This window comes from Streptomyces sp. NPDC104814, from assembly GCF_055583185.1.
Map to the genome: position 1 here is coordinate 1963422 of NZ_JBVJOL010000001.1, position 16732 is coordinate 1980153.

The 16732-nt window shown below is 70.5% G+C and carries 13 protein-coding genes; 9 read left to right on the forward strand and 4 right to left on the reverse strand.

Features of this window, described 5'->3' with window-relative positions:
• The first annotated feature begins 30 nt into the window (after positions 1–30).
• From ACZ64A_RS08245 to ACZ64A_RS08280, 8 genes are all read left to right on the forward strand, one after another.
• Entirely contained in the window at positions 31–2007 is a 1977-nt protein-coding gene (locus ACZ64A_RS08245) for an alpha-glucuronidase (protein ID WP_469808962.1), read from the forward strand.
• 65 nt (positions 2008–2072) lie between these two features.
• Positions 2073–3074, forward strand: a complete 1002-nt coding sequence (locus tag ACZ64A_RS08250) for an acetylxylan esterase (RefSeq protein WP_469808963.1) — start codon at positions 2073–2075, stop codon at positions 3072–3074.
• Between the two features lie 126 nt (positions 3075–3200).
• Positions 3201–4262: a LacI family DNA-binding transcriptional regulator gene (locus ACZ64A_RS08255; protein ID WP_469808964.1), complete on the forward strand. Its 1062-nt coding sequence runs from the start codon at positions 3201–3203 to the stop codon at positions 4260–4262.
• A 125-nt stretch (positions 4263–4387) separates the two neighbouring features.
• Positions 4388–5722, forward strand: coding sequence for an extracellular solute-binding protein (locus tag ACZ64A_RS08260; RefSeq protein WP_469808965.1), 1335 nt, complete (start codon positions 4388–4390; stop codon positions 5720–5722).
• A gap of 6 nt (positions 5723–5728) precedes the next feature.
• Complete coding sequence (locus ACZ64A_RS08265) at positions 5729–6718, forward strand: carbohydrate ABC transporter permease (protein WP_469808966.1); 990 nt, start codon at positions 5729–5731, stop codon at positions 6716–6718.
• Positions 6715–7560, forward strand: coding sequence for a carbohydrate ABC transporter permease (locus tag ACZ64A_RS08270; protein WP_469808967.1), 846 nt, complete (start codon positions 6715–6717; stop codon positions 7558–7560). The genes ACZ64A_RS08265 and ACZ64A_RS08270 overlap by 4 nt, the downstream gene beginning before the upstream one ends.
• A 54-nt stretch (positions 7561–7614) precedes the next feature.
• Entirely contained in the window at positions 7615–9837 is a 2223-nt protein-coding gene (locus tag ACZ64A_RS08275) for a beta-xylosidase/alpha-l-arabinosidase (RefSeq protein ID WP_469808969.1), read from the forward strand.
• A 64-nt stretch (positions 9838–9901) separates the two neighbouring features.
• Complete coding sequence (locus ACZ64A_RS08280; protein ID WP_469808970.1) at positions 9902–10987, forward strand: endo-1,4-beta-xylanase; 1086 nt, start codon at positions 9902–9904, stop codon at positions 10985–10987.
• Positions 10988–11479: 492 nt separating this feature from the next.
• Here the strand turns inward: ACZ64A_RS08280 and ACZ64A_RS08285 are convergent, their stop codons facing one another.
• Positions 11480–12073, reverse strand: coding sequence for a TetR/AcrR family transcriptional regulator (locus ACZ64A_RS08285; protein WP_469808971.1), 594 nt, complete (start codon positions 12071–12073; stop codon positions 11480–11482).
• Positions 12074–12214: 141 nt separating this feature from the next.
• On the opposite strand from ACZ64A_RS08285, the gene ACZ64A_RS08290 reads away from it, so the two are divergent.
• The gene (locus ACZ64A_RS08290) at positions 12215–12658 is read left to right on the forward strand and encodes a nuclear transport factor 2 family protein (RefSeq protein WP_469808973.1); all 444 of its coding nucleotides are present in this window, start codon (positions 12215–12217) and stop codon (positions 12656–12658) included.
• A gap of 59 nt (positions 12659–12717) precedes the next feature.
• Here ACZ64A_RS08290 and ACZ64A_RS08295 read toward each other — a convergent pair whose 3' ends face one another.
• From ACZ64A_RS08295 to ACZ64A_RS08305, 3 genes are all read right to left on the reverse strand, one after another.
• Entirely contained in the window at positions 12718–13932 is a 1215-nt protein-coding gene (locus ACZ64A_RS08295) for a glycosyltransferase (RefSeq protein ID WP_469808974.1), read from the reverse strand.
• Positions 13929–14729: a MerR family transcriptional regulator gene (locus ACZ64A_RS08300; protein ID WP_469808975.1), complete on the reverse strand. Its 801-nt coding sequence runs from the start codon at positions 14727–14729 to the stop codon at positions 13929–13931. Before ACZ64A_RS08300 ends, ACZ64A_RS08295 begins: the two co-directional genes overlap by 4 nt.
• A gap of 356 nt (positions 14730–15085) precedes the next feature.
• Positions 15086–16633 (reverse strand): MFS transporter, encoded by a 1548-nt coding sequence (locus ACZ64A_RS08305; RefSeq protein ID WP_469808976.1) that lies wholly within the window; start codon positions 16631–16633, stop codon positions 15086–15088.
• Positions 16634–16732: the final 99 nt, after the last annotated feature.

The window sequence follows — 16732 nt, forward strand, 5'->3', positions numbered from 1 at the left end:
CGGCATCGCGGCCCTTCAGGTGGCGGCGTCATGACCACCGACGGAATCGACCCCGCCTGGTTGCCCGACGAGGCACTGCGCGGCGTGGGCACACGGAGGGTGTGCGTGCGCGGTGAAGGGCTACTCGTCGACACCGTACGGGCCGAAGTCGGTCGTGCGTGCGTGGAGTTCGGCGGCACTGACGACGCGGACGAGGGGACGTGCGACCTGCTGCTGAAGGTGGCCGCCGGCGGTGACCAAGGTCCCGAGGGGTTCACGCTGACACGGACCGCGCGGAACACCACCGTCACCGCCGCAGCCCCGGCCGGGCTCCTCTACGGCTTCTTCCATGTCGTACGGATCGGCGAGGCCGCTTTCACGGAAGGCCCCGACGAGATCCACCGCCCCGCCCTCACCCTGCGCATGCTGGACCACTGGGACAACGTCGACGTGCACCCCGTGATGGGGCAGGTCGAGCGGGGCTATGCGGGCGGCTCGCTGTTCTGGCGGGACGGACGGGCGCGAGGTGACCTCTCCAGGATCCGCGCATACGCAAGGCTGCTCGCCTCCTGCGGCATCAACGCGCTCGCGGTCAACAACGTCAACGTCCACGCGAGCGAGACCCGCCTGCTCACCGAACGGTTCGAGGAAGTGGCCGCCCTTGCCGAGGTGTTGCGGCCGTACGGCATCCGAACCCACCTTTCCGTGAACTTCGCCGCACCTCTCCAGCTCGGCGATCTCGACTCCGCCGATCCGCTCGACGAGGGTGTGCGTGCGTGGTGGAGACAGGCGGCCGACCGGGTCTACGCGCTGGTGCCGGACTTCGGCGGCTTCGTCGTCAAGGCCGATTCGGAGGGGCAGCCGGGCCCGTTCGCCTACGGCCGCAGCCACGCAGACGGCGCGAACCTCCTGGCCGACGCGCTCGCCCCGCACGGAGGCACCGTCCACTGGCGGGCCTTCGTCTACGACCACCGGCAGGACTGGCGCGACCGCTCGACGGACCGGGCTCGCGCCGCGTACGAGCATTTCGCCCCGCTGGACGGCCAGTTCGCGGACAACGTCATCCTCCAGGTCAAGCACGGGCCGATGGACTTCCAGGTTCGCGAGCCCGTCTCGCCCGTGATCGGCGCCCTGCCCCGCACCCGCGTCGCCGTCGAGTTGCAGATCACCCAGGAGTACACGGGCCAGCAGCGGCACGTGTGCGCACTCGCGCCGATGTGGTCCCAGGTACTCGCCTTCCGGCCGGAGGGGGAGGGCGGCCGGACCGTCGGCCAATTGGCTGCCGGTGGAGGGCTGGTGGCGGTGGCGAACGTCGGTGACGATCCCTTCTGGACGGGCCATCCCCTCGCCCAGGCCAACCTCTACACGTATGGCCGCCTCGCCTGGGATCCCATCGCGGAGCCACATCAACTCCTGGAAGAATGGGCGGAGTCGACGTTCACGCCGGATCTCACTGGCGACCCCGAACGGCTTCGCGCGGGGCTGCGGGCGGTGCTGCACGGTTCCTGGGCCACGTACGAGAAGTACACCGCGCCCCTCGGCGTCGGCTTCATGGTGCAGCCCGGGCACCACTACGGGCCGAGCGTCGACGGCTACGAGTACAGCCCCTGGGGGACGTACCACTTCGCCGACCGCGACGGCGTCGGCGTCGACCGCAGCCGGGCCACCGGCACCGGATACGCGGCGCAGTACGCGAAGCCGTGGGCGGACACGTACGAACGGGTGGACAGCTGCCCCGACGAACTGCTGCTCTTCTTCCACCATGTGCCCTACACACACGTGCTGCACAGCGGCAAGACCGTCGTGCAGCACATCTACGACACCCATTTCGAGGGAGTCGAGGAGGTCGAGGCCGCCCGCGCGGCCTGGGCCGAGCTCGCCGATCTGGTCACGCCCGCCCGGCACACCCGGGTGACCGAGCTGTACGAGGAGCAGCTGCGCTGCGCCCGCGAGTGGCGGGACCAGATCAACAGCTACTTCCTGCGCAAGTCCGGGGTGCCGGACGCGCACGGCAGACGCATCTACTGAAGTTTCGGCCAACGCAGTGTGACGTCCATGAGGGAGTTGGCTCCCCAGACCCGTGTGAGGTGTCCGTGCCCGCCGTCGATCTCCCCCTCGACCAGCTCGAGCGCCACCGCCCATCCCTCGACGAACCCGCCGACTTCGACGCCTTCTGGCAGACCACCCTGAAAGGCGCCGAACATCCGCGGCCGGTCGTCAGCGCCGAACGGATCGACAGCGGGCTGCGGCTCGTCGAGACATGGGACGTGACGTTCCGCGGATTCGCCGGCGACCCGGTCAGCGCCTGGTACACCCGGCCTGCCGGCACCGACGGCCGACTCTTGCCCGCCGTCGTGGAGTTCGCCGGGTACGGGCGCGGACGCGGCCTCCCCCACGAGCGGCTCACCTGGGCGAACGCCGGATACGCGCACCTGCTCATGGACAACCGCGGCCAGGGCGACCAGTACGGCAACGGCGGCGCCACCCCCGACCCGCACGCGAGCGCGCCCGGTGGCCCCGGCGCCATCGTGCGCGGCATCCTCGACCCGCACGACCATCACTACCGGCGGCTGATCACCGACGCGGTGTGCGCCGTCGCCGCGCTGCGCGCGCTGCCCGGCGTCGCCGCGGACCGGGTCGCCGCCGTCGGCAACAGTCAGGGCGGGGGAGTGGCCCTCGCCGTCGCCGGACTCGTCCCGGACCTGGCGGCCGTGCTGGTCAGCGCGCCGCTGCTGTGTGGCATCCGGCGCGCCCTGGACCTCACCGACGACGGGCCCTACGGAGAGGTCGCCGCCTATCTGGCCGTGCACCGGGGCGCCGAGAAGGCCGCGTACCGGACGCTGGCGTACGTCGAGGGGATCTCCTTCGCGCGCCGGGCGTACGCTCCCGCCCACTTCGGGGTCGGCCTGCGCGACACGGTCTGTCCGCCCAGCGGCGCGTACGCCGCCTACCACCGCTATGGCGAGCTGACCGGGCAGGATCCCCCGCGGGAGATCCACGCGTATCCGTTCAACGGGCACGAGCACGGAGACGCCGTGCATACCCGGCGGCAACTCACCTGGCTGCACGCGGTGCTGGACGGCGAGCAGGCGTAGATGTGAGTCCGCACATCCGACGGGCCGGACGGACGCCGTCGCGACGGTGAGCGAGTCGGTGGCGTGTTCTACGCTTTCCGGAAGATGCGCGGAAGCTTTCCGGGCGCAGAGCTACGGAGGTGGGGGATGGTGGCCCGGAACGGCGCCCAGCACAAGACAGCCACGCGGAGCCCGGACGGGCCGGCCAAGGTGACCATCACCGAGATCGCCCGGGAGGCCGGGGTCTCCGTGCCGACCGTCTCGCGGGTCGTCAACGGACGCTCCGACGTGGCGCCGGCCACCCGGGCGAGGGTCGAGGACCTGCTGCACCGGCACGGCTACCGGCGCCGCCCGCCCGCGCCCGGCGCCCGAGCGGTCCTGCTCGACCTGGTCTTCAACGACCTCGACAGCCCCTGGGCCGTGGAGATCATCCGCGGTGTCGAAGAGGTCGCACACGAGTCGGGCGTGGGGACGGTGGTCTCCGCGATCCACAACCGGACCGGAGCGGCCCGTCAGTGGATGACAAATCTACGGGCCCGCGCGTCCGACGGAGTGATCCTGGTGACCTCCGTCCTGGAACCGAAACTCCACGACGAACTGCGGCGCCTGGGTGTGCCGCTGGTGGTGATCGACCCGGCCGGCTCGCCCGCGTCCGAGGAGCCGACCATCGGCGCCACCAACTGGGCGGGCGGCATGGCCGCGACCGAACACCTGCTCGGCCTCGGACACCGCAGGATCGGCTTCATCGAGGGGCCGTCCCGCCTGATGTGCTCACGGGCCAGGCTCGACGGCTACCGGGCCGCACTCGACGTCGCCGGAGTACCGGTCGACGGCGAACTGATCGTGCCCGGCGACTTCTACCACGAGTCCGGGTTCACCGGCTGCAACCAGCTGCTCGACCTGGACGACCCGCCGACCGCCGTGTTCGCGGCCAGTGACCAGATGGCGCTCGGCGCGATGGAGGCACTGCGCCGCCGAGGGCTGCGTGTGCCCGAGGACATGAGCGTCGTCGGTTTCGACGATCTGCCGGAGATGCGCTGGTCGTCGCCGCCACTGACGACGGTCCGCCAGCCGCTGTCCGACATGGGCAAGCTGGCGGCACGGGTCGTACTGGACCTGGCCCGGTCCGTCGTACCCGCGTCACCACGCGTGGAGGTCGCCACCGAGCTGGTGGTCCGCGCGAGTACCGCGCCGCCGCGCCGGGCGTAGCGGAAGGAGACACTCCCGGGGGTGTCGACGGCCCTTTTTGTTAAGGCCGTTGACACCCCCGACGCGTGCCCGTAACTTTCGTGGCCTGTCCCGACAGTTTCGGATCCACTTCCGGAAGGTGCGCCATGTCAACCTTCGACAGAGTCGCTGCGATCGCCTCCAGCGCCGCGTCATCTGCCTTCTCCCGTCGCCGGTTCCTGGGCGCCGCGACAGCGGTGGGCCTGGGCGCGGCCGGTCTGTCCGCCTGCTCCGACTCCGACTCCGGCACCACCGACAGCAAGGGCCGTACTGTCGTGGAGTGGTGGAACATCCAGACCACCGAGCCCTCCAAGAGCGTCTGGCCCGAGCGGGCCAAGGCGTTCGAGGCCGAGCACCCCGACGTGCACATCAAGCTCGTCACGCTGGAGAACGATGCCTACAAATCGAAGATGACGGCACTGACCAGTTCCGGAAAGCTTCCGGACATCTACCACACGTGGGGTGGCGGCGTTCTCAAGCAGCAGATCGACGCGGGCCTCGTCGAGGACCTCACCGACACCGTCAAGCCCATGGCCGGCACCCTCGTCGGGGTCTCCGCAAAGGCCTACGAGTTCGACGGCAAGTCGTACGCGATGCCCTTCGACATCGGCGGCGTCGGCTTCTGGTACAACAAGGCGCTCTTCCAGCAGGCCGGCATCACCTCCCCGCCCGCCACCTGGGACGACTACCTGGATGCCGTGAAGAAGCTGAAGAGCGCCGGAATCACGCCCATCGCCCTGGCGGGCAAGGAGAAGTGGCCCGGCATGTACTTCTGGGCCTACCTGGCGATGCGCATCGCCGGTGTCGACGGCATGCAGAAGGCCGCCGACGCCAAGGACTTCACCGGCGACGACTTCGTCAAGGCCGGTGAACGCCTCAAGGAGCTCATCGCCCTGCAGCCGTTCCAGAAGGGCTTCCTCGGCGCCGCGTACTCCACGCCCAACGGCGAGGCCGCGGCCATGGGCAACGGCAAGGCCGCGATGGAGCTGATGGGCCAGTGGGCGCCGGTCGTGCAGGCCGACGCGGGCAAGGGCATCGGCAAGGACCTCGGGTTCTTCACCTTCCCGACCGTGGCGGGAGGCAAGGGCGCCGCCACCGACATCTTCGGCGGAGGCGGCGGCTACGCCGTGCGCAAGGGCGCGCCCAAGGCGGCCGTCGACTTCCTGAAGTTCTTCCTGTCGGCCGAGTCCGACAAGATCCTCGTGTCCAAGGGTTCGATGATGCCCGTCGTGAAGGACGCCACCGGCTCCCTCACCGACCCCAACCTCAAACTCGTGTCCGCCGCCCTGGACAAGGCGACCGGATTCCAGCTCTACCTCGACCAGGCGTACCCGCCCGCCGTCGGCCAGGAGATCAACGACTCGGTCGCCGCCCTCATCGCCGGCGCCAAGTCTCCCGAGCAGGTCGCGCGTTCCATCACGCAGGTCGCCAAGAGCCAGTAGCCCACGATGACCTCGACCCAGATCAACGACGCGCCGCCCGCTCTCGCCAAGGAACCGGCGGCCCCGGCGCAGAACCGGCGCCCGCTGGTGCTGAGGGCCCGGGACTGGCTGACCGCCTTCTCGTTCACGGTGCCGGCCCTCGTTCTGTTCGCCCTGTTCGTCCTCACGCCCATCCTCTACGCGCTCTACGTCAGCTTCTTCAACTGGGGCGGCTTCGGGGCCCCTTCGGACTTCACCGGCACCGACAACTACACCCGCCTGTTCGACGACCCGGTCTTCCTCGGCGACCTGTGGCGCGGCCTGCTCCTGGTCGTGTTCTCCGTCGGCCTGCAGCTTCCGTTCGCGCTCGCCATGGCCGTCCTGCTCAACCAGAAGCTGCGTGGCCGTGCGGTCTACCGGATGCTGTTCTTCGCCCCGTACGTCCTGTCCGAGGTCATCACCGGCGTCCTGTTCTCCATGATCTTCGCGCCGGACGACGGACTCGCCGACAAGGTGCTCGGCTCGATCGGCCTCGACGGCCTCGGCGGTCTCTGGTTCGCCGACCAGGACTGGGTCCTGCCCACTCTGTTCCTCGTCATGATGTGGAAGTACTTCGGCTTCCACATGATGCTCTACCTGGCCGGCCTGCAGGGCATTCCCGCCGAGCTGCACGAGGCCGCCCGGATCGACGGCGCGGGCCCCTGGCAGCGCTTTCGCACCATCACCCTGCCGCTGCTCGGACCGACCATCCGGATCAGCGTCTTCCTGTCCGTGATCGGCGCCATCCAGCTCTTCGACCTGGTGTGGGTCACCACCCAGGGCGGCCCCGACCACAACTCCGAGACGATGGCCGTCACCCTCTTCCAGTTCGGCTTCAAGCGCTACCAGATCGGCTACGCCAGCGCGATCAGCATCGCCATGTTCCTCATCAGCCTCGTCTTCGCCCTCGCCTACCAGCGGTTCGTGCTGCGCCGTGACACCGAAGGAGCCCTCACCACCATGCGAGGCAACCGATGAGCGGCCTGACACCCGCAGCCCGCCGGCGGCTGCGCTCCACACCGCTGTACGTCATCGTGTGGCTGGTCGGCGTGGTCATGGTCACCCCGCTCCTGTACGCGCTGGTGTCCGGCTTCAAGTCCACCGCCCAGCTCTCACAGAACGCCTTCGGGCTGCCCTCGCCCTGGGTCGTGTCCAACTACACGGACATCCTGGCCGACAGCTCGTTCTGGCGGATGCTCGGCTCGTCCACGCTGGTCGCCGTCGGCACCACGGTCCTCACCGTCGGCGCCGCCGCGCTCGCGGCGTTCGCGCTCGCCCGATTCGCCTTCAAGGGGAGGGAGTTGATGTTCACTCTCTTCACCATCGGGCTGATGTTCCCCTTCGCCGTGGCGATCCTGCCGCTGTTCATCCTGCTGCGCACCTTCGGGCTGCTCGACAACCCGTGGGGTGTGATCCTGCCGCAGGCAGCGTTCGGTCTGCCCATGACCATCGTCATCCTGCGCGGCTTCTTCCGGGAGATCCCCGGCGAGCTGGAGGAGGCCGCCACGCTCGACGGCTGCTCCCCGTTCGGCTTCTTCTGGCGGATCCTGCTGCCGATGGCGCGGCCCGCGCTCGGCACCGTCTCCGTCCTCGCCATCGTCGGCAGCTGGAACAACTTCCTGCTCCCGCTGCTCGTCTTCAGCGAACCCACCTGGTGGACGATCCCCGTCGGCGTCCAGCAGTTCCAAGGCCAGTACGCCGCCGACATCGCCCGCGTCTTCGCGTACCTCGTCCTCGCCATGGTGCCCGCGCTCGGCTTCTACGCGGTGGCCGAACGGCAGTTGATCGGCGGGATCACGATGGGCGCGACCAAGGGCTGACAGCACCGCCTATCCGTCAACACCCCCTACCTTCCAGTGAGCTTGAGGAGTTCCATGGTCGAGCCATGGCAGGACACCACCCTGCCCGCGCACACCCGGGCGGCGGACCTGCTCGCCCGTATGACCACCGAGGAGAAGACCGCCCAGCTGTCCAGCGTATGGATCGGCGCCGACACCGAAGGCGCCGACGTCGCCCCCGGCCAGCACACCTACGCCTCCCGCAGCGCCGCCCTCGACGCGCTGCTCCCGTTCGGGCTCGGCCACCTCACCCGGCCGTTCGGCACCGTGCCCGTCGAACCGGCCGAGGGTGCGGCCCGCCTCGCGGAACTGCAGCGCACCATCCGCGCGGGCAACCGGTTCGCCCTGCCTGCCATCGCCCACGAGGAGTGCCTGACCGGCTTCACCGCCTGGCAGGCCACCGTCTTCCCGACGCCGCTCGCCTGGGGCGCCACCTTCGACCCGGCGCTGATCATGGAAATGGCCCAGGCCATCGGCACGTCGATGCGCGCGGTCGGCATCCACCAGGGACTCGCCCCGGTCCTCGACGTCGTGCGGGACGCCCGCTGGGGCCGCACCGAGGAGTCCATCGGTGAGGACCCGTACCTGGTCGGCACCATCGGCACCGCGTACGTACGGGGACTTGAGGCCGCGGGCGTCGTCGCCACGCTGAAGCACTTCGCCGCATACTCGGCCTCGCGCGCCGCGCGCAACCACGCCCCCGCCTCGATCGGCCCACGTGAGCTCGCCGACGTGATCCTGCCGCCGTTCGAGATGGCAGTGCGCGAGGGCGGTGCCCGCTCCGTGATGCCCGCCTACAACGACATCGACGGCCTGCCCGCCCACGCCCACGCCGGACTGCTCACCCAACTCCTGCGCGATCAGTGGGGGTTCGCGGGGACCGTGGTCTCGGACTACTACGGCGTCTCGCTGCTCGACGAGGCCCACCGCATCGCCGACGGCGAGGGCGCGGCGGCGCGCCTTGCGCTGGCGGCCGGTGTCGACGTGGAACTGCCGGCGGCCCGCTGCTTCAGCCCGGCGGACCCGCTGCCCGAGGAGCTGCTCGACCGGGCGGTGCTGCGCGTCCTCACCCAGAAGTGCGAGCTGGGACTGCTCGACGCCGACTGGGAACCGGTCACCGGCGACACGCCCGTCGACCTGAACCCCCCGCACATGCGGGAGCTGGCGCAGAAGGTGGCCGAGGAGTCGGTCGTCCTGCTCGCCAACGGCTCCGGGGTGCTGCCGCTGAGCGACGGGCTGCGCATCGCGCTCCTCGGTCCGCTCGCCGACGAGCAGGCGGCCATGCTCGGCTGCTACACCTTCCCGCGGCATGTGGGCGTCCACCACCCCGGCCTGCCGACCGGCGTCGAGGTGCCCACGCTCGCCGAGGCGCTCCGCGCCGAACTGCCGGGCACCGTCCTCGGCGAGGACCCGGCTGCCGCCGATGTCTGCGTCGTTGTCGTCGGTGACCGCTCGGGTCTGTTCGGACGCGGCTCGTCGGGTGAGGGATGCGACGCCGAGGACCTGGAACTGCCTTATGCTCAGGGCGAGTTGCTGGACGAGGCGATGGCCTCCGGCGTGCCGGTCGTCATCGTCGTGCTCAGCGGCAGACCCTATGCGCTCGGCCGCTGGGCCGACCGGGCGGCAGCGGTCGTCCAGGCGTTCTTCCCCGGGCAGGCGGGTGGCGCCGCAGTCGCGGGCGTTCTGTCGGGGCGCGTCGACCCGTCCGGGCGCCTGCCCATCGGGGTGCCCCGCACGCCCGGCGGCCAGCCCGCCCCGTACCTGGCCCCGCCGCTCGGCCGGCACGGCTTCCCCAGCACCGTGGACCCGACCCCCCTGTACCCGTTCGGCCACGGCCTGTCCTACACGACGTTCGCCTGGGACGCGCCCCGGTGCGACACCCCCGAGCTGCCCACCGACGGCGAGACCACCCTGCGCCTCACCGTCCGCAACACCGGCAATCGGCCCGGCACCGACGTCGTCCAGCTCTACCTCCACGACCCCGTCGGCACCGTCGCCCGGCCCGAAGTCCGGCTGGTCGGCTATGCCCGCGTCACGCTCGACGCCGGAGCGTCGGCCGAGGTGCACGCCACCTTCCCGGCCGACCTCGCCGCGTACACCGGCGCCGACGGCCGCCGCGTCGTCGAACCCGGCGCCCTCGAGCTGCGCGTCGCCGCATCCAGCGAACACGTCCACCACACCGTGCCGCTCACCCTCACGGGTCCGGTGCGCGAGGTCGGCCACGACCGCAGGATGCGCTGCGAGCTCCGCGTCAAGTGACCCCACGGACCAGCCCCGCGCAAGGCAACCGACCTACCTGTCATGACAGTTGAGGAGAGCAACAATGAGCACACCCGCACGCCGTCTGCGCATCGGATCCGCCGCGCTCGCTGCCTCGGCGGCCCTGCTGCTCGGCCTCGCCGTCGCCCCGGCCGCCCAGGCCGGCACCGACGGCGCGAAGAAGACGAGGACGCTGCACGAGCTCGCCCGTGAGACCGGGCGCTACTTCGGCTCCGCCGTCGACAACCCGGAGCTCGCCGACACCGAGTTCGCCGATCTGCTCGGCAAGGAGTTCGGCCAGACGACGCCCGGGAACGGCATGAAGTGGTACGCCACCGAACCGCAGCGCGGCGTCTTCGACTACACCGCGGGTGACGAGATCGTGAACTACGCGAAGGCCGAGCACCTCAAGGTGCGCGGCCACACCCTGTTGTGGCACAACCAGCTGCCGAGCTGGCTCACCTCCGGCACCTGGACCAAGGACGAACTGCGTTCGATCCTCAAGAACCACATCACGAACGTCGTCAAGCACTACCGCGGCAAGGTCTTCGCCTGGGACGTCGCCAACGAGATCATGAACGAGGACGGCACGTACCGCCAGAACATCTTCTACAACACCATCGGCCCGTCCTACATCGCCGACGCCCTGCGCTGGGCCCGCGCCGCCGACCCGCGCGTCAAGCTCTACCTGAACGACTACAACGTCGAGGCCATCGGACCCAAGTCGGACGCCTATTACACGCTCATCAAGCGGCTCAAGGCCGACGGCGTCCCGATCGACGGCTTCGGCATGCAGGCCCACCTCGCGCTGCAGTACGGATTTCCCGACCGGCTCCAGCAGAACATCCAGCGGTTCGCCGACCTCGGTGTCGATGTCGCCATCACCGAGCTCGACATCCGCATGATCCTGCCGTCCGACCCGGCCAAGCTGGCCGAGCAGGCCGACTGGTACGGGAAGGTGACCGACGCCTGCCTGGCTGTGCGGCGCTGCGTCGGCATCACGGTGTGGGGCTACACCGACCGGCACTCGTGGATCCCGTCGGTCTTCCCGGGCGAGGGCGCCGCCCTGCCGTGGGACGAGAACCTGCGGCACAAGCCGGCGTACGACGCGATTCACGACGCCCTCGCCGCGGCCGCGCAGAAGGACTGAGATTCGTATCCGCACCCGCCGGTCCAGTGTCGCGGCGGCGGTGGCCGCCCTGGTCGCCGTGCTCGATACGGCGCCCGCCGCGACGGCCGACGGCGGCTCAGCAGCACCTTCCAGTGGTCGTCGACGGGCCCGCTGATCGCCCCTCAGCCGGACGCGACCCACCCCGCCATCTCAGTGGACGCCGCCGGCCGACACGGAGGCCACCCCCGTTCGCGTCCGGGGACGTACCCCCGCCACTCCGCCTCGCGCAGCGGCCGTAACCCACCCGTGCGACCGGCCCGCCGCATCGGGCGTCGGTTCCCGCTCGCCGGCGCGCCCGGCAATGCCGCGGCGGGGGAGGCCACCGGCCACCTCACCCGGGCAGGCCTGGCAGTTGCGCCCTGGAAGGCAGGGACGTTGCGGGCGGGCTCGGCTGACAGATGTCCAAGGTGTCGCGCCTGCAGAACGGCAAGCAGACTCCGACGTGCGACGATCTGCCGGCCCGGTCCTCCGTCAGGAGTGGGCATGTCCTTGTGGCGAAGACTCTTCCGGGCTGCCGGTGCATGTCTTCAGCCCGTCGCGGACCACCGCTCGGGCACGTTTCGCGGACTCCGGGTGTCCTTCCAGGTGCTCCAGCATGCGGCAGGTGCCTACGAGGATCGCCGTCAGCTCCGGTACCTCCAGGTCCCGTCGCACCACACCAGCCTGCTGGGCATCGTCGAGGAGCGTGGTGAGCACCTCGCGCAGGGCACGCCCGGCCTCAGAGGTGGCGGCCCGTACATCGACTCCCGCGTCCGCGAGCGCCGCGGCGAAGGCATTCTTGACCGGAGACTGATCCAGTACCAGGTCGAAGAACGCGAAGAGAGCGTACGCAGGCCCGGTCTCGGCCATCAGGCGTCGCCCCTCCTCGGCCAGCCGTTCCAACCGCCGGACGAGCACCGCTTCGAGCAGTGCTTCCTTGGTGGGGAAATGCCTGAACACGGTGGCGATGCCGACCTTCGCCTCCCGGGCGATCTCCTCCGTCGACGCGCCGGTGCCCCGCTCGGTGAAGACCGCCTCGGCGACCTCCAGCAGCCGCGCGCGGTTGCGCCGTGCGTCGGCGCGCAAGGGCTTAGCGCCCGGGGCGGGGGGAGTCTGGTCTGTCGTCAAGTGATCCTCATCATGCCTGGACAAACGGAGTCGCGTATCCGTATCGTCGGAACCGGAGTCGCCTATCCGATTATAGGCGGCGGATTGCGGAGGTCAGCCATGTCTGCACCAGCTACGCCCCGCGAGATCTTCGGGCAGTTGACGGGTCTCATCTCGGCGGGCAAGTGGAGCGAACTCTGCGAGCTCTACGCGGAGGACGCCGAGGTGGAGATCGTCTTCTCGCCGGTTCCCCCACGCCGCGTCCACGGCCGGGCGGAGCTCCGTAAGCGCTTCGACGCCCTGGAGGCCTCCAACGCCATCCGCCTGCGTACCGAGAACATCCGCCTCCACGAGACCGACGACCCCGAAGTGGTGATCGCCGAGTTCGACTACGAGGGCCTGTACCCCGCCACTGGCCGCACCTTCCGCACCGCCAACATCCAGGTCCTACGCGTCAGGGACGGGCTGATCGTCGAGACCCGTGACTACCACGATCATCTCGCCTTCGCCGCGGCGGACGGACGCGCGAGCCAGCTGCTCGCAGCGCTGGACCAGCAGGGGTGAGGACGCTCTGGGCGACGAGGGTGATGAACAGCCGATGACGACGAGTACCGGCTTGGGCGTCATGCATCGGTCAGTTGCTGGAGGGCCTTGACTACCTGAGCCGCTCCGTTCTCGGCTGCCAGGTGGTGCGCGGCTTTCGCGGCGGCTTGGTTGTGTGCCGGCTGCTTCACCGCTTGGTCGAGCGCGTCGGCGAGCCGTTCGGCGGTGAGGGCGCGGAAAGGTATCGCGGCGGCGGCGGCGCCGAGGGCGGCGAGTCGCCGCGCCCAGAACGGCTGGTCTGCGGTCACCGGCACGACCACCGAGGGCACTGCGGCGCGCAACGTGGCGGCCGAGGTGCCGGCCCCGCCATGGTGGACCACCGCAGCCAGCCGTGGAAACAGCAGGGCGTGCGGTACGTCCCCGATGGTGAGCACGTCGTCCCCGTCGGCGGCGAGGGCTGCGCTGCCGGCTTGGAGGATGCCGCGCAGCCCGGCGCGGCGCAGGGCCTGTACGGCGATCTCGCTCAGACGTTGTCCGTCGCCGGACGCCATGCTTCCGAAGCCGATGAGAACGGGCCGCGGCCCAGCGCGCAGAAAGTCCTCAAGATCAGGAGGCAGCTGTTCGATCGGATCGTGATGGGGCCACCAGTTGCCTACGACCTCCAGGCCGGAGCGCCAGTCGCAGGGGCGAGGCACGAGGATCGTGCTGAAGCCGTGGAGGACGGGCCAATGCGCCTGTTCCTGTCGTCGGCGCATCTCGGAAGGGGTGGTCGGCGGTAGTCCGAGGCGGTGGCGCAGCGTTGCGACCGCCGGTTCGTAGACGCGGTCGGCCATCCGCAGTGCGAAGTGTCCCGTTGCTCGGTTGAGGAGACGGCCCAGTGAGCGGGAGCCCGTCACCACGGGCGGGAAGTCGCCGGTCGGTGTGGTGGGCTGGAGGTACACGCCGAGGCTCGGTGTGCCCGTGGCCTCGGTGAGGTGCCAGCCGAGTGGGGCCGTGGTGGTCGACAGCAGGAGCAGGTCCGCGCCGTCGTCCATCGCGTCTGCGAATCCCTGGCCCAGTTCGGTGATGAACGCCGCAGCGGTACGCATCAGGTCACGTTTGCCTGTGCCGCCGCCACGTACCCGTGTGTCTGCGGGCAGGCTGCGGAATTCCAGTCCTGCGTCACGTACGAGGGGTGCGAATGTATCTGTGGCGGCGATGGCAACGTCGTACCCGGCCCGGCGCAGTTCGGCACCCAGGCCCGTGTAGGGCGCGACGTCGCCGCGCGATCCGGCCGCGGCGATCAGGATCCTCAACGGTTCTCCTCGTGTTCGGGGCCGCCACCTGCGTGGCGGGCTGCGTTGGCGTGGACCGCTCTGCACGTATAGGCGGCCAGGCCCGGGCGTTGCTGCGAGGGCGGTACGACGAGAGCGAACGCGCGCGGATCGGCGACGAAGTCGTCCGCGATGCGCCGATGCATGTCGGGCGGGCAGGCGGTGAACCAGCGCGCGATGTGCAACCGATGCTCCTCGGCGAGGTCCATGGCCCGCTCGCCGTCGCTCGGCTCCCCCTCGTCGAAGACCGCGAGCAGCTCGGCACGCCAAGCGGCGGCTTCGCCCATGAGCCGGCGCCAGTCCTCCTTGGTGTGGGCGGCCGCGCGCGCCATTGCCTCACGCTGTCCCTGTGAGTGCGCCCACTTCAGCTCGGCCTCGGTGGCGTAACTCAAGTCGAACGTGACCTCACCGAAGACCTCGAAACGCTCTTGAGGAGTAAGCGACAGCCCGGTCTTCTGCACCTCTATCGCCCGTTCCGCCACCTCGGCCAGCCGCTGCAGCCTGGTGATCTCCTCACTCAGCTGCCGCTGCCGTGCCCGGAGCCGTTCCAACGGGTTCACCTGCGGATCCTTGAAGATCGAGGCGATCTCGTCGAGGGGGAAGCCGAGCTCGCGGTAGAAGAGGATCTGCTGGAGACGGACCAGATCAGCCTCACTGTAGAGCCGGTATCCGGCGTGGCTGCGGTCACTGGGCGAGAGCAGTCCCGCCTTGTCGTAGTGATGCAGTGTCCGCACCGTCACCCCGGCGAAGGCCGAGACCTGTCCTACGGAGTAGCTCATCCACCTGCCCTTTCGTCGGCACACAGCCTCAAGCCTGACGTAAGGGGAGGGTCAACTCGCGCGGCCCGCGCGTCGGCTAGGGTCACCTGCCGTTCTTCGTCCGCGATCCGCTCCGTGAGGAGGGTGCGGTCCATGTACGGCGTGTCCGTGGCGGCGAGGCCCGGCGCTGAGGCTCGGTCGGGTCGAGCGCCTCCGTCTCCCGCTGCACCGGCCGGCTGGGGTCGAGCTCGTATCGACTGACGCACCCTGGCCGACGGAGGTCGCCGGCCTTTCCCCCAGCCGCAGGCTGCTTGTAGTCGCGTACCTCGTCGTGGGTGAGCCGGGCGCAGGTGTCCCCAGGCCCCCCACTGTCCGAATCAGCTCGACGGTCGCCGCGGGTATGCCGGCGGGCCGGCCAGGGGGCAGGACCGGGGATGATCGCGGGGCGGTGTGCCGGTGAGCACCTCGTTGGAGATGGTGAACCAGGCGAGCACACCCCCTGCGGCGGCGAGGGCGGCGGTGACCAGCATGGCCGTGTGGAAGCCGGTGGCCAGCGCTTCGGGCTGGGTGAACGTGTCACCGGTGAGCCCGGCGATCGGCGGGAGCAGGGCGACGGCGAGCAGCCCGGCGGTACGGGCCACCGCGTTGTTCACCCCGGAGGCGGTCCCGGCGTGCCGTGGGCCGGCGGCGGCGAGAACCGTGGCGGTCACCGGGGCGACGGTGGCCGCCAGGCCGAGGCCGAACACCACCACCGCGGGCAGCACGGCCGACACGTAGCCCGCACCGGGCCCGATCCGAGTCATCAGTAGCATCCCGGCCGCGATCAGCAGCGGCCCGACGGTGAGCGGGATCCGCGGCCCGATCCGCTGTGCGAGCGCGCCGGCGCGCGAGGACAGCCCCAGCATCAGCGCGGTCACCGGAAGCGACGCGGCGCCGGCCTGGACCGGCGAGTAGCCCAGTGCGCCCTGCAACACCACCACGAGCAGGAAGAACACCCCGCCCAGCGCGGCGTAGACGATGAAGGTGACCAGGTTGGCAGCGGTGAACTGCCTCGCGGCGAAGATGTCCAGCGGCAGCATCGGGTGGGCGCTGCGACGCTCGACCAGCACGAATCCGCCCAGCCCCACGATGCCGACCAGCGCCGCGACCGCCACAGGCGCCGAGCCCAGTCCGCGGGCGGGCCCGTAGACCATCGCATACGTCGCCCCGGCAAGCCCAGCGGTGATCAGGACCGCGCCGGGGTAGTCGAGCCGGCCCGTGACCGTCTCGTCGCGGCTCTCCGGCACGTGCCGCACCGCCAGCCACCACACCACCGCGCCGAGCGGCAGGTTGAGCAAGAAGATCGCCCGCCAGGAGACCGTCTGCACCAGGTATCCGCCGATCAGCGGCCCGACCGCCGCGGCCACACCTCCCAGGGCGGACCAGGCCCCGATCGCCCGGCCGCGTTCCGCGGGTTCGAAGCTCGCCTCGATGATCGCCAGACTGCCCGGCGTGAGCAACGCGCCCCCGATGCCCTGCAGCGCCCGCGCCCCGACCAGCACACCCACCGTCGGGGCCAGCGCGCACAGCAGCGACGCCACAGCGAACCACACCACCCCGGCCACGAACACCCGCCGCCGCCCCAGGCGGTCACCCAGCGTGCCGGCCAGCAGGATCAGCGCGGCCAGCGTCACCGAATACCCGGTCACCACCAACTGCAGCGGACCCACCCCGGCGTGCAGGCTCCGTCCGATCGACGGCAACGCCACGTTCACCACCGTGGCGTCCAGCTGCGCCATCCCCGAGCCCAGCACCGTCGCCGCCAGCACCCACCGCCCCGCGGGCGACCGCACCAGCAACCCACCGCCCGGGGCAGGCGGCCTGGCCCGCCCCTCGGGGGCCGCCGGCCGCCGCTCCCTGGTGCCGCGCCAGTACCGAGCTGACATCACACCTCAACCTAGATCCGCAGCCGCGCCTGCCGCCAGCCCGTCGATGACACTGCACTCACGCCCCCTACCACTTGCCACCCTGGTCCGAAACGCTCC